General features: G+C 66.6%; 12 protein-coding genes. 5 read left to right on the plus strand and 7 right to left on the minus strand.

What is annotated here, in order from left to right; translation table 11 throughout:
- Positions 1-126: 126 nt before the first annotated feature.
- From ACCQ10_RS17870 to ACCQ10_RS17885, 4 genes are all read right to left on the minus strand, one after another.
- Complete coding sequence (locus ACCQ10_RS17870) at positions 127-1,722, minus strand: APC family permease (protein WP_047694783.1); 1,596 nt, start codon at positions 1,720-1,722, stop codon at positions 127-129.
- Between the two features lie 175 nt (positions 1,723-1,897).
- Complete coding sequence (locus ACCQ10_RS17875; protein ID WP_372361450.1) at positions 1,898-2,269, minus strand: hypothetical protein; 372 nt, start codon at positions 2,267-2,269, stop codon at positions 1,898-1,900.
- 51 nt (positions 2,270-2,320) lie between these two features.
- Positions 2,321-3,097 carry a LytR/AlgR family response regulator transcription factor gene (locus ACCQ10_RS17880; protein WP_372361451.1) on the minus strand — a complete coding sequence of 259 codons (777 nt, stop codon included), beginning with the start codon at positions 3,095-3,097 and terminating at the stop codon, positions 2,321-2,323.
- The gene (locus ACCQ10_RS17885) at positions 3,094-4,392 is read right to left on the minus strand and encodes a sensor histidine kinase (protein WP_228314846.1); all 1,299 of its coding nucleotides are present in this window, start codon (positions 4,390-4,392) and stop codon (positions 3,094-3,096) included. The genes ACCQ10_RS17880 and ACCQ10_RS17885 overlap by 4 nt, the downstream gene beginning before the upstream one ends.
- A gap of 279 nt (positions 4,393-4,671) precedes the next feature.
- On the opposite strand from ACCQ10_RS17885, the gene ACCQ10_RS17890 reads away from it, so the two are divergent.
- Positions 4,672-5,880 carry an FAD-dependent oxidoreductase gene (locus ACCQ10_RS17890; RefSeq protein ID WP_372361452.1) on the plus strand — a complete coding sequence of 403 codons (1,209 nt, stop codon included), beginning with the start codon at positions 4,672-4,674 and terminating at the stop codon, positions 5,878-5,880.
- Between the two features lie 18 nt (positions 5,881-5,898).
- Here ACCQ10_RS17890 and ACCQ10_RS17895 read toward each other — a convergent pair whose 3' ends face one another.
- On the minus strand, positions 5,899-6,093 hold the full coding sequence (locus ACCQ10_RS17895) for a hypothetical protein (RefSeq protein ID WP_039405970.1): 195 nt from the start codon (positions 6,091-6,093) through the stop codon (positions 5,899-5,901).
- 245 nt (positions 6,094-6,338) lie between these two features.
- Between ACCQ10_RS17895 and ACCQ10_RS17900 the strand changes: the two genes are divergently transcribed.
- The 4 genes from ACCQ10_RS17900 (at position 6,339) to ACCQ10_RS17915 (ending at position 9,083) form a co-directional block, all read left to right on the plus strand.
- A complete protein-coding gene (locus tag ACCQ10_RS17900) occupies positions 6,339-6,890 on the plus strand; it encodes a cysteine hydrolase family protein (RefSeq protein WP_372361453.1) in 552 nt (183 codons plus the stop codon).
- Between the two features lie 218 nt (positions 6,891-7,108).
- Entirely contained in the window at positions 7,109-7,633 is a 525-nt protein-coding gene (locus tag ACCQ10_RS17905; RefSeq protein WP_372361454.1) for a YciE/YciF ferroxidase family protein, read from the plus strand.
- Between the two features lie 130 nt (positions 7,634-7,763).
- Positions 7,764-8,663: a manganese catalase family protein gene (locus ACCQ10_RS17910; protein WP_039405823.1), complete on the plus strand. Its 900-nt coding sequence runs from the start codon at positions 7,764-7,766 to the stop codon at positions 8,661-8,663.
- Between the two features lie 81 nt (positions 8,664-8,744).
- On the plus strand, positions 8,745-9,083 hold the full coding sequence (locus tag ACCQ10_RS17915; protein WP_372361455.1) for a hypothetical protein: 339 nt from the start codon (positions 8,745-8,747) through the stop codon (positions 9,081-9,083).
- Positions 9,084-9,251: 168 nt separating this feature from the next.
- On the opposite strand, the gene ACCQ10_RS17920 is transcribed toward ACCQ10_RS17915, so the two are convergent.
- Together ACCQ10_RS17920 and ACCQ10_RS17925 are read right to left on the minus strand one after the other, a co-directional pair.
- The gene (locus tag ACCQ10_RS17920) at positions 9,252-9,824 is read right to left on the minus strand and encodes a hypothetical protein (protein WP_184441612.1); all 573 of its coding nucleotides are present in this window, start codon (positions 9,822-9,824) and stop codon (positions 9,252-9,254) included.
- 567 nt (positions 9,825-10,391) lie between these two features.
- On the minus strand, positions 10,392-13,931 hold the full coding sequence (locus ACCQ10_RS17925; RefSeq protein ID WP_372361456.1) for a CheR family methyltransferase: 3,540 nt from the start codon (positions 13,929-13,931) through the stop codon (positions 10,392-10,394).
- Between the last annotated feature and the right edge of the window lie 69 nt (positions 13,932-14,000).

The following is a 14,000-nucleotide window of genomic DNA, read 5'->3' on the forward strand; positions in this document are numbered from 1 at the left end:
CTGATTCCGCTGCAAACAAGAACGGCCGGTGCGCACTGCACCGGCCGTTCTTGTTGAGTCCCAGCGGTCACTGCCAGCCGGTTGACGGGCGCCGGCTCCTGGCAGCGCAGCCGAACCTGTGAGCACTCACGCCTGTGCCACCGCCTTCTCCACCGAGGGGGTGCGCCAGCCGCTGCGCACGCCCCAGATGTAGAACACCGCGCCGACCGCGGCGACCACGGCCAGGTCGGTGCCGTAGCTGAGGTAGCCATGGCCACCGAAGTCGGTACTGCCAGCCCAGGACACCAGCGCGATGGTGGGCAGGTAGCAGATCATCCAGGCCGCGCCCTTGAGGTTGCGGCGCAGGTCCGGCCAGCCCTGCTTGGCCTGGTAGTAGCAGTACACCGGCAACGCCACGACCATCAGCAGGATGATCTCGCCGGTCAGCGGCCAGCGCGCCCAGTACAGCAGCTCGGTGGCCATCACGAACGCGACGCCGGCCAGCACCGGCAAGGCGGCGATGCGCAGCGGGCGATGCAGCTCCGGCGCATGGCGGCGCAGCGCCATCGCACTGATCGGCCCGGTGAGGTAGGAAATGATGGTCGCCACCGAGATCACCGCGGCCAGCGTGCCCCAACCGCGGAAGAAGAACAGGAACACGAACGACACCGCCAGGTTGAAGAACATCGCCATGCGCGGCACGCCCCACACCGGGTGCAGCTTGCCCAGCACGGCGGGCATGGTGCCGTTCTTTTCCATGCCGTAGACCATGCGCGCGGTGGTGGCGGTGTAGGTGATGCCGGTGCCGCTGGGGCTCACGAAGGCATCGATGTACAGCAGCATCGCCAGCCAATGCAGGTTGACGATGATGGCCAGCTCGGCGAACGGCGAGCGGAAATCGATGCCGTGCCAGCCGGCCTTGGCCAGCAGGTCCGGCGGCACCGCGCCGATGTAGGCCACCTGCAGGATCACGTAGACCACCGTGGCCAGCGCGATCGAACCGAGCACCGCGAACGGAATGCTGCGCCCGGGATTGCGCGCTTCGCCGGCCAGGTTCACCGGGCTCTGGAAGCCGTTGAAGCTGAAGACGATGCCTGCGGTGGCCACCGCGGTCAGCACCGCGGCCAGATCGATCACGTGCGCATCGCCGTGGATGCCCACGCTGAAGTTCTCGCTGTGGAAGCCGCTGGCGATCAGCGCCACGCCGGTCGCCGCGGGCACCACCAGCTTGAACACGGTGATCAGCGTGTTGGAACGCGCAAACAGCTTGACGCTCCAGAAATTCAGGAAGAAGTACACCAGCACCAGCACCGCCGAGATCAGCAGGCCCGGCACCGACAATTCACCGGCCCCGCCAGGTGCCTGCACGTAGAGCCCTTGCGCCCACGCCCAGGGCCAGGAGGCCATGTACTGCACCGAGGCCTCGGCTTCCACCGGGATCACCGACACGATGGCGATCCAGTTGGCCCAGCCGGCGATGAAGCCCACCAGCGAGCCATGCGAGTAATGGCTGTAGCGCACCATGCCGCCGGATTCGGGGAACATGGCGCCCAGCTCGGCATACGACAGCGCGATGGTGGTGATGATCGCCGCGCCCAGAATCCAGGCCCAGATCGCACCCGGGCCGGCCAGGCCGGCCGCGCGCCAGGCGCCGAACAGCCAGCCGGAACCAATGATCGAGCCCAGCCCGGTGAGCATGAGCGCAAAGGGGCCGACGTCGCGGCGCAACGAGTGTTCGGACATGAGTAGCCTGGCAGTGAGGGCGCCGTGAACCGGCAACAAGCCGGCAATGATCGCAGAAGCGGCCGCTGATCGTCAGTGCGTATTCAGGCTTGTCTCGAGACGGCTATGCGGCCGCGTGCCCGGAACGCGGCATCGGCCCCCCGGCGGACAGCAGACGCAGGCTGTGTGCTGCGGCTCAGCCGTGGCAATCGGCGCCGGGCACACTCAAATCCACGCAGGTGTGTGCCGCTGCCGGGATGCCACGCACTGCGCGGACCTGGCCCGGCGTCAGCGCAAAGCTGTCCAGGGTCCGGCGCACGCAGGCCGGCGCCGGCACGTTGCCGGCAACCGTGGCCGGCGGGCAGTGCTCCTCGTAGATCAGGTAGTGGCAGCGGCCACTGCTGCTGGCCAGGCAATGCACGTTGGTTTCGGTGGCGGTGACCAGGGTCTTGCTGAAGATCACCTCGCGGCCATCGCTGATGGCGCGGGTGATCGAGGTGGTGCCGTTGCGTTCGTGGCAACCGGCCAGGGCGAGCAGGCAATACACCAGGGAGGCGATCAGGCGCATGGAGGCAGTCCTTCGTATCGATGCGGGATGGGGGATGGGGGATGGGCGGGGTTACATGCCGCGGAACAGGCTCATGAACGGCTGGCTGACGGTGAGCGTCTCGCTGCGGCCGCGCAGCGCCAGCCGGCCCTTGCCGGTGTCCTCGCGCACCACCGAGGCCACCGCCTTCATGTTGACGATGGTCGAGCGGTGGATCTGCTTGAACACCTGCGGGTCCAGCACATCCAGCAGTTCGCGCAATGGCGTGCGCAACACCGCTTCGCCGGCCGCGGTCATCACCGTGGTGTATTTCTGATCGGCCTGGAAATACGCCACCTCATCCAGCGCGATCAGGCGCGTCTCGCGCCCGCTGCTGGCGGTGAGCCAGGCCAGCGGCGGAGCGGCCGCGGGCGCGGCGGGACGCGCGGACAGGCGTTGCAACAACGCCTCCAGCAGGCTGCTGTCCGGCTGGCCGGCGGCGGCACGTTGCTGCACGCGTTGCCAGGTGGCCTGCAGCCGCTCGCGGCTGATCGGTTTGAGCAGGTAGTCCACCGCGCCGTGTTCGAACGCATCGATGGCGTACTGGTCGTAGGCGGTGACGAACACCACCTGCGTGCGCGGGCTGACCTCGCGCATGCCACGCGCCACCTCGATGCCGGTGAGGCCGGGCATGCGGATATCCAGAAACACCACATCCGGTTGCTCGGTGGCGATGGTCTCCAGCGCGCCGGCACCGTCCTCGCATTCGCCCACCACCTGCAGCTGCGGGCACACCTCGCCCAGCAACGTCAGCAGCGACTGCCGCAGCAGCGCCTCGTCCTCGGCGATCACCGCACGCAGCGCGCTCATGCCTGCACCTGCGGGGCGGGTGCGGTTGCGGTGCCGGGCAACGGCGGCGGCGACCGCGTCGCGACCAGCTGCGCCGGCAGCGGCAGGGTGAGGGTGGCCGCCACGCCGCTGGGGAAATTGGACACGATGGCAAAGCTCGCCTTGCCGGCATAGATCAGCTGCAGGCGCTCGCGCAGGTTCTTCAGGCCGATGCCGGTGCCCTGGCTGTGCGTGTTGAAGCCCTGGCCGTCGTCGGCCACGGTTAGCGTGGCGTGGTCGTCCAGGCGACGCGCCAGGATCCACACCGTGCCACCGCCGGGCTTGGGCTCCAGGCCGTGCTTGATGGCGTTTTCCACCAGCGTCTGCAGCATCATCGACGGCAGCTGCAGGCCGCGTAGCTCGTACGGCACTTCCACCTGCAGGGCCAACCGCGTGCCCATGCGGATGCGCAGGATCTCCAGGTAGGCCTGGGTGCGCTCGAGTTCTTCGCCCAAGGTGGAGATGGCGCCGTCGGCGCTGGGCAGCGAGCTGCGCAGGTACTGGATCAGGTGCCCGAGCATGATGTCGGCGCGTGGCGGGTCGGTACGCGCCAGCACCTGCGCGCTGGCCAGGGTGTTGTACAGAAAGTGCGGTTCGACCTGGGCGTGCAGCAGGTTCAGGCGCGCCACCGCCAGTTCCTTCTCCATCACCGACTGCTCGGCTGCAGCCTGTTCGTCGCGACGCTGCTCGCCGACCCGGCGCACCACCGCGCGATTGATCGCCTCGGCGTTTTCGAAGTTGCTGCCCTCGTCCACCGCAAACAGGTCCACCCAGGCGCCGGCGTCGGGCTCGCACAGCACGGTGACGCTGCTGGTGCCCTGCCCTGGCGCAATCGTCACCAGCACCGTGTTGTGGGTGATGGCAAAGCGTGCAAACAGATTCCAGCGCGACGGCTGGCGGCCCTCGTACGGGTCGATGCGCCGGATCTTGGCGCGGATCAGCAGGCTGCCCGGCGCGCATTCGATGTCCTGCACGCGCGGCAGGGCGCGCACCGCCTCTTCCACCACCGCAAAGCTGGCCCGCACATCCAGCGGCACTTCGATCTGGCGCCGCTGGCGGGTGGACAAGGTGTCGTGATCCAGCCGCCCGGCGATCAGCCGCACGCGCCGCACATGCGTGATCGAACTCATCAACGCCAGCGTCAGCAGCACGGTGCAGATCAGGCCGAAGAACGCCCCGGTGGAACCGAACAGCTGCGCCCACATGATGGCAGCCACCACCAGGGCGGCAGCCCAGGCGAACACGATGCGTACGATCAGGAAGACGCTGGCAGACACGGACGGGCAACTCGCAGGGCTGGGACAGGAGCGAGCATAGCCGGCACCTGCCGTCGCCAACGCCCGAAGCGACGAATGGCCACCAGCGCCGCCTCAAGTGCCGCGATCGGGCGACGAACCCGGGCGGCGTACCCGCACGGCAGGCCCGGTGTGCGCAGCCAGCGCGGCCGTGTGGGTCGTCCGGTGCGGCCGCGCCAGCGCGCGTATCATGCTGGGCGGAGCGGCGTTGCCGCACGCTGCAGCGTGCCGCCCACACCCGATCAGATCGTAAGGAGTCGCATGGACCGCCGTCACTTCCTGCGCAGCGCCGGCGTGGCGCTTGCGGCTGCATCGACCGGCGGCTGGGCCGCGAGCCGCACGCCGGCGGCCGCAGCCCTGCCCTCTGCAGCGCTGCCGATCGGCGCACCGCTGCCCTTCGCCGCCGCACCTGCACTGGTACCGATCCGCGCCTCGGTCGATCGCATCATCGCCATCGATGGCTGCACGCGCCCGTTCCGGGCGCAGGGCCCGCGCATCGAGGCCGAGCGCATCGGGCGCAAGACGGTGGTGCACAACTACGGCCACGGTGGCAGCGGCTGGTCGCTGTCGTGGGGTGCTGCCGAGCACGCAGTGCGGTTGGTGCGCGCCGCCGATGCGGATGCGCGCGAGCTGGCGGTGATCGGGTGCGGCGCGATCGGGCTGACCACGGCGTTGGTGGCGCAACGCGCCGGGCTGCGCGTGCGCATCTATGCGCGCGAGCGCCTGCCGGACGTGCGCTCGTTCTATGCCACCGGCGTGTGGTCGCCGGATTCGCGTGTGTGCACCAGTGAGTACGCCACGACGGACTTCAAGACACGCTGGCAGGAGATGGCGCGGATTTCCTTTCGCCGATACCAGACCTTGCTGGGCCTGCCGGGCGAGCCGATCGAATGGCGCGATGGCTACGCCTTGTCGGATGTGCCGTTCGACCAACCGATCGCCTCGGCCGAGGCGCACGAGCCGGACTATCCCGCGCTGGAACGCACGCTATTGCACGATCTGGGCCCGCACTCGCAACCGGTCGCTGCCGGCAGCCATCCGTTTCCGGTACCATTCGTGCGCCGCTACAGCCAGCTGACCTTCAACATCAGCGCCTATGCACGCCTGTTGTTGCAGGACTTCCTGCAGGCCGGCGGCGAGCTGGTCACGCGCAACTTCGACAGTCCGCGCCAGTTCGGCGACCTGCGCGAAAAGATCCTCATCAACGCCACCGGCTATGGCGCACGCGCCTTGCTGGGCGACGAGAGCGTGATCCCGGTGCGCGGGCAGACCGCGCGCCTGATCCCGCAACCGGAAGTGACCTACGGGTTGGTCTGGCGCGGCCACAATCTCAACGTGGTGCCGCGGCGTGACGGGCTGCTGGTGCAGTCGCAAGGTGCCAACGACTTCAACAATGCCGATGCCGCACCGGACCGGGCCGCCTCCGAAGCGGCGGTACGCGAATTGGCGCGCCTGTTCGCATCGGGCTGAGCTGCCTGCGCGGCGGGCTCATGCCTCGCCCAGCGATGCCTGCAACGCGGTGGCCAGCGCCGCATCGCCACTGACCAGCGCGTCCCAGCGCAAGGTCACGCCCTTGCGCTTGCCTTTCTCCACCAGCTTCAGGCCGTCCGGATCGATGATCAGCGTATAGGCCTGCTCGCCGATCTGCAGCTCGCGGCGTAGCGGTTTATCCAGTGGCGTCATGCGCATCTCCCGTGCAAAGGAAACACGGTTGTAGCGCATCTGCGCGCGGCGTGCGCAGACATGTCCTCGACAAGACGTTCATTGCCGATGTACGCCGCGCGCATAGCCTGCCCACATCCCCAACGATGAGGTGCATGCGCAATGGTGTTCGATCTCACGCTGCACGCAGGCACGGCCCTGCCGACGCACGCAGCCACGTCCGCACGACACAACGCCAGCGCACCGCGTTGCGCCGGAAGTGCCGCATGAGCCTGTCACGCCCGGCCTTGCTGATCATCGACATGTTCAACCGCTTCGACTTCGACGGCGGCGAGCAGCTCGCACACCGTGCACAAGGTGCGGCCCACAGCATCCACGCACTGGCTGCGCGCTTCCGCCAGGCACAGCGGCCGGTGATCTACATCAACGACAACGTTTCAGACTGGCACGCCGACCTGCCGAGCATCATCGCCCTTGCTGCGCAGCCCGACGCGCGCGGTTGCGACATCGCACGGCTGCTGGCGCCGCAACCGCAGGACTACCGGATGCTCAAGCCCACGCATTCGGCGTTCGGGCATACGCCGCTGGCGCCCCTGTTGAAGGACCTGCAGGTCGACCAGGTGGTGATCACCGGCGTGGCACTGGACGTGTGCGTGCTGGCCACCGCCGTCGACGCCGTTGCGCGCGGCCTGTCCATTGCGGTGCCACGCGATTGCACGACGGCCGAGACCGATACGCGCGAGAGCTGCGCGCGCACCGTGCTTCAGGAGGGCTTCGAAGCCAGCCTCGCACGCTCCGGCTCGATCACCCTTGGGTGACGCGCATTGCGTCACGGCCCAGGCCGGCATCGCGTCGGGATCACCGTTTCCACCAATCGCGCTAACACTCGCAGGACTAGCTTAGCGATCACGCAGCAACGCTTCGAGTTTACGGCAGTCATCGTGCTTGCTTCTCGAACGCGCACAACAAGTCACGCGTCACCGCCAAGCGGTGAAGTGCCGCGTTTCAACCTCTGACCAACCGAAAGGAGCCATCCATGGCGATCAAGACTGTCGAAGAGCTTTTCATCCACGAACTGTCCGATATCTACAGCGCCGAGAAGCAGCTGACCAAGTCGCTGCCGCGGCTTGCACGTGCTGCCACCGAGCCGAAGCTGAAAGAGGCCTTTGAAACCCATCTGGAAGAAACCCAGGGTCAGATCGAACGCATCGACCAGGTGGTCGAGGTGTTGGGCATCAAGCTCAAGCGCATCAAGTGCGCCGCCATGGAAGGCCTGGTGGAAGAGAGCCGCGAAGTCATCGACGAAATCGAAGCCGGCCCGGTGCGCGATGCCGCGTTGATCGGCGGCGCGCAGAAGGTGGAGCATTACGAGATCGCCTCGTACGGCACCATCGCCGCGATGGCCAAGCAGCTGGGCTATGCCGATGCGCTGCCGCTGTTGCTGGCCACGCTGGAAGAAGAAAAAGCCACCGACGAGAAGCTGACCCTGCTTGCAGAGCAGGGCGGCAATCAGAAGGCATCCGGCAATCAGAAGGCATCCAAGGCCAGCAAAGCGGCCTGAGTCATCGCGCAGGGCGGCCCTGCCGCCCTGCGTTTGCCGCCCCGTGCGGTCATCCTGAAAGCCAAGCCCCACGTTTCTGCCCGCTCCCTGAGTGGTTGTAGTTGCTGGGCGCCAGCCATGGAGCATCTCTATGTTTATGCACAACAAGCGGTTGATGTACACCGTCCGCGTCGCCCAGCCCAATCCGGATCTGGCCACGCTGATGCTCGAACAGTTCGGCGGACCGCAAGGCGAACTCGCCGCCGCGATGCGCTATTTCACCCAGGCGCTGGGTGAAGACGATCCGGGCCGCAAGGACCTGTTGTTCGATATCGCCACCGAAGAAATCAGCCATCTGGAAATCATTGGCTCGATCATCGCCATGCTCAACAAGGGGCCGAAGGCGGTGCTGTCCGAAGGCATGGAAGAGGCCATGGAGATGCGTTCCATGACCCAGAACAGCACCAGCCACACTCAGCAGATTCTGTATGGTGGCGGCCCGGCGCTGGTCAATTCCAGCGGTGTGCCGTGGACGGCGGCGTATGTGGACAGCATCGGTTGCCCCACCGCCGACATGCGCTCCAACATCGCCGCCGAAGCACGCGCCAAGCTGGTCTACGAGCGCCTGATCAATGTCACCGACGACCCGGGCATCGTGGATGCGTTGCGCTTCCTGATGACGCGCGAAGTGGCGCACCAGAAGTCGTTCGAGAAGGCGCTGTATTCGATCGAACCCAACTTCCCGCCGGGCAAGTTGCCGGGCGACCCGCGCTTTACCGACAAGTACTACAACACCTCCCAAGGCGAAGGCGACATGGTTGGCCCATGGAATGCGGGCGAGCAGTGGGAAGTGGTGGCCGACCGCGAACAGCAGGCGGCCGTGGACGGTGGCGATGGCTCGGCGACGGTGGCATTGGACAAGACACAGACCGCTGCGCTGGATGCGATGTCGCAGCGTCTGCTGTCGAACCCGGAACTGGATCGCGTGACCGGTGCAGACCTGGGGGCAGGCCCGGGCGCCGGCTCCACCACCGGCGACATTCAGCGCTAGACCCGATGGGCGCCACCGCGCCCATCCCGGCCCGGGCCGTCAGCGACCCGGGCTTTTTATTGGCACACTTCAGGAGTTGGCATGAACGACAAGACCACACTCGATACGCACGACGCGCGTCAGTCGGCTTACCGCGGCAGCGGAACCGACGCATCCGAAGATGGCCGCGGCCGCGCCGATCCCTCTGCGTCGCAGACGGGCGACATGCCGCCGCCGCGTGACGGCAAGCCGGAAGAACTCACCCAGCGTGGCCATGGCCGTGGCGGCAGTCTGGGCGAAGGCGAGCCCGACGGGCACGCCGAGCGCGATGGCAGCACGCAGCCCAACTTTGGCCAGAGCGGCACCTATGGCAAGCAGCAGCACATCGACGCACAGCAGCGGGCGCGTGAGCAAACCGACGACGACACGTCGCAGACATAGCTGGGCGATGCGCGGGCGCACGGACCGATTGCGCGACGTCATCGCCTGAAGGACCGAGCGGATCGCTGTTGGTGATGACCGCTCGCTGTGGCAGGCGTCACTGCAAGGCATTACCGCAATCAACAAGGGGCCCGACGGGCCCCTTGTCGTTGTTGCGTGGCGGCAGGCTCACGCGCGAGCCACGGACGGCGGACGTGTTTCGTTCGCCCATTCCGGCCGCACGCCCGCCGCTGCCGTGCAACGCTCCAGCCGCCACGGCGCCAGATGCCGCATGGCCTCGGTGCCACCCATCTGCAACCATGACCGCACGTCGCCAGCGATGCAGAGCGGACGATGCGTGGGCATGCTCGCCGACGAGGCCACCAACAACGAAAATCCCATCTGGAGACGACCGCCGATGTCCATCACGTTGCGCAAGCCTGCCGCATACAGCGCGCCGCCATCCGGGCTCAGCCAGGTCGCTGCGGTGGTGCCATCGGCGGACGCCGTGCAGACAAATCCGCACAACGGAATGGCGCAGCGCTGGGTCTCCCAGATGGCCAGGTCGACACCGCCCAACCAGGCCGGCTCCTGCATATGGATCGAACGTTGTTGGCCGGGCGGACGCCGTCCGAAGGTGGCGCGCTCCTCGCGTTTGCCACCACGATCGGCGACCAGGATGTCGGCATCGGCCCCCACACCGACCTCGACCCACGCGTTGCTCGCCACACGGGCGGACAACTGAAAAATGCGGGTAATCATGACTACTCCACTGTGCATCTAGATGACATCAGTGCTTACGCACAATGCGCGCCAAGTTTTTGACTGGCGCAGACCTTGACGGTGCAGGCGTTTGCGCCTGCTTCACCCAGCACGCTGTCATTGCGAGGCGCGAATGGGTCGCAAGATATGCACCGCAGCGCAGGATTTTCCGCATCGAGCGCGCCTGCCGCGAGCAGGTGTGCCAGATTCGCGCAGCAGAGGTTGCTGTGGCGGATGGCAGCTGCAGGATCTGCCGTGGGCACCGGCACAACCGTACGTTGCATGTCGCTCCACCGCAGCGCCGAGCGCGACGGCAGCGCCTTGCAAAGCACATGCAGCAATGACGCAGCACAACCGTGCGCGGGCCTTGCCCGCAGCGCTTGCTGGCCTCGGCTGAGCAACGCGATGGCCAGGTTGCGGCATGCACGCGCGTCGTGCGTTCGCGTGCAGTCACGCACACCAAGGCAGGCAGCCTTTACCCCTGACGCGCACGGCTTCCCACCGGTCGCTCAGACAACCTGCGTTGCTGCACCCTCACCCGTCCACACGCAGCGAATGCCCGCCGGCTTACCCGTTCACGGGATTGAGCGGCAGCTGGATCTCGCACTCCAGCCGGGTGTCGCTGAGCTCGTAGCGGGTCTGCGCGCCGTGGCTGTAGGGCAGCGCTTTTTCGATCAGGCGGCGTCCGAACCCGCCGGCCTCGTCGCGGTCGTCGCGCAGCTGCTGGTTGGCACCTTCCTCGATCCACCGCAACACCAGGCGCGCCGGGATGTCGTCGGTCGTGACCACGTCCCAGCGGATCATCAAGGTGCCGGTGTCCACTGCCAGCGCACCGTACTTGAGCGCGTTGGTCGCCAGCTCGTGCAACGCCAACGCAAGCGTCTGCACGGTGGATTTGCGCAAGGCCACATCCGGGCCATCGACGATGATGCGATGCTGATCCGGTGCGGCGCCCAGCGCATCCAGCTCCATGCGCAGCAAGGCACCGATGGTGGTGGGCTCGTTGTCCGATTGCGACAACAACCCCTGCACGCGCGACAACGCCGATAGCCGGTCTTCGAACTTGGCAGCGAAGTCCGGCATGCCGTGGCTGCTCTGCATGGTCTGCTTGGCCACCGATTGCACCACGGTGATCAGGTTGCGGGTGCGATGCTGCAGCTCGGTCACCAGCACGCGCTGTTGTTCCTGCAGCCGGCGCAGGTTGTCCGATTCGGTGGACGTGCCCAGCCATTCCAGGACCCGGCCGCGCTCGTCACGCACCGCTGCACTGCGTGTATGAAACCAGCGATAGCCACGCTCGGCTGCATTGAACAGGCGGTGCTCCACATCCAGCCCGCCGGTCCGTGCACTGGCGTGCCACGCGTTCATGGTGAGCTCGCGCTCATCCGGGTGCACCGCCTGCAACCAGCCCAGCTCCAGGCTTTCGGCATCGCTCTGCCCGGTATAGCTGGACCACTGCGGGCTCGACCAGGTCCAGTGGCCTCCATCCAGCGAGCGCCAGACCAGCTGGGGGATGCCTTCCATCAAGGTTCGCAGGCGCTGCTCGCTGCTGCGCAGCGCGCGCTCGGCGCGCGTCAGCGGGGTGACATCCATGAAGGTGAGCACCGCGCCGCCGATGAAGTTGTCCACGGTGCGGTACGGCAGCACGCGCACCATGTAGCGCGCGCGCGTGGACGGATTCTCGACCTCGCGGTCGAGCACGGCCAGGGTGCGGATCACCCGTCGCACATCGTCCTGCAATTCGTCGTAGGCCACATGCAGCTTGATATGGCTGATCGGCCGGTGGATATCGCTTTCCACCAGCGGCAGGATGTCGGTCACCGCCGGGGTGAAGTTGGTCACGCGCAGGTCGTTGTCCAGGAACACCGTGGCGATCTGGGTACTTTCCAGCAGGTTCTTCAGGTCGCTGTTGGCATGCGCCAGCTCCTGCACGCGGTGCGCCAGCTCGCCATTGACGGTGGTGACTTCCTCGTTCACCGACTGCAGCTCTTCCTTGGAGGTTTCCAGCTCCTCGTTGGCGCTCTGCAGTTCTTCGTTGAGCGATTGATATTCTTCGTTGGAGGACTTGAGCTCTTCGTTGGTGCTCTCCAGCTCCTCGATCATCGACTGCAGCCGTTCACGGGTGATGCGCAGCTCGTTCTCGAGCACCTGCACGTGACCGCTGTCGGCAGCCGCATCGCGCGGGCCGGTCAGTTCCAGCAACTCGCGCGCTTCCACCTCCTGAAACAGCACCACATAGCCGCGCGGAACTTCCGAATCGGAGGTGGGCTCCACAAACAGGTCCACCGCCCATGCCGAGGCATCTTCGTGTATCTGGATGCCCCTGATCTGCACCGGCACCCTTTCTGCTTCGGCGCGGGTCAACGCACTGCGCAGGTCCAGCCGCAGGTCGCGATGGATGAGGTTGACCAGGTTGAGGCTGGGCGCGCCGCCGCCGGGACGGATGAAGCGCCCGGCCTGCGAGGAAAAATGCAGCACGTCGAAATGCTCGTCGAGCACTGCATACGCCGGCGCGTAACGGTCGGCGATCCGCTCGCCGGCTCGCACCAGCGCATTGCTGGAGCTGCGCTGAGGCTGCGGCGGTGCCAGCACCCGGCTGGCGGGCGCGTGCGGCAACGTGGGAAAGGTGGCATGCACACGGTTGTCGGCATCGATCTTCTGGAACACCCGAAAGCTGCGCTCCACCGGCGCGAACAGCTTGGCGTGCCGCGAGACGTTTTCCGCGTTGCCCAGGAACAGGTAGCCGCCTGGCTTGAGCGCAAAATGAAAGATCGGGATCACCCGGTTCTGCAACTCTGCATCCAGATAGATCAGCAGGTTGCGGCAGGACACCAGATCCAGCCGCGAGAAGGGCGGGTCCTTGACGATGCTGTGCTGGGAAAACACGCACAGCTCGCGCAACTCCTTGCGCACCACATAGGTATCGCCTTCCTTCACGAACCAGCGCCGCAGGCGCTCCGGTGCCACTTCGCCGACGATGCTCGACGAGTAGCGCCCTACCCGCGCGGTGGCCAGTGCCCGTCCGTCGATGTCGCTGGCGAAGATCTGGATGCGCGGCGGGGCGTCCAGCGTTTCGGCATGTTCGCGCAGCAGCATCGCCAGCGAATAGGCCTCCTCGCCGGTGGAGCATCCCAGCACCCACACGCGCAGATGATCGCCCAGGTGCTTGCCCTGGAACAGGCGCGGAATCACCTGCTCTTCGAGAAACTCGAACTCGCGACGATCGCGGAAGAACTGGGTCACCCCGATCAACAGATCGTTGAACAGCAGCAGCGGTTCATCGAAACGGTTGCGCAGCACCTCCAGGTAGTGCTCGAGCGCCTCGACCTGCACCACCTGCATGCGGCGCTGCACCCGCCGCAGGAAGGTCGCGCGCTTGTAGCCGTGGAAGTCGTGCCCGGTGGTGTTGCGCAGGATGCTGGCCACCTGGCTCAACTGATCGTTTTCGCTGCCGTTGCGCACGCCGACCGGCAGCGCATGCCCGAAACTGTGGTGGCGCTGCATGTGCGCGGCTATACGCGCAGCCACCCGTGGCAACGGCAGGATGTCGTCGGTGATTGCGGCCGGGTTGCTGGCGCTGCGCAGATCCAGTTCGTGCAGGGAGGGGTCGTCCACCGCCAGCGCCAGCCCACCGCACTCCTTGATCGCTGCGGTGCCCAGGGTGCCGTCGCCTTCGGTATTGCCCATGATCAGACCGATCACGTTGCCATCCTGGTCGTGCGCCATCGACACGAAGAAGCTGTCGATCAAGCCGTGCCCGCTTTCGCCATTGAGCGGCCGCAACCGCAGGCAGCCTTCTTCGAGGGTGACCACGGCGCCGTCGGGCGGCAGGTAGAAACGCCCCGGCTGCAGGCGGTCGCCATCGTCGGGGACCAGCAACAGACTGGCCTGCGCACCAAGCAGTTCGCGCAGGCGGACCGGGTCGAGCAGTTGCCGATCGCGCAGCAGCAGCATGACCGTGAGGTTGGCCGCGCCTGCAACCGCGTCGAGCAGTTCGGCCAGCCGTGTGGCGTCCAGGCCGGCCGCACCCACGCCAAGAATGAACAATGGCGCGTGCCTGGAGGACTCCGGCACGGTGTCGTCGGGAAAAGCGTCGTCTTCGATCATGTCCGCGTCGTATCGTCGGCGCCGGTGATCAAGCGCAAGCCGGGATGATCGCGCACACCCGGCACTTGC

Source organism: Xanthomonas sp. NCPPB 1325 (genome assembly GCF_041477645.2).
GTDB classification, from domain to species: domain Bacteria; phylum Pseudomonadota; class Gammaproteobacteria; order Xanthomonadales; family Xanthomonadaceae; genus Xanthomonas; species Xanthomonas cannabis.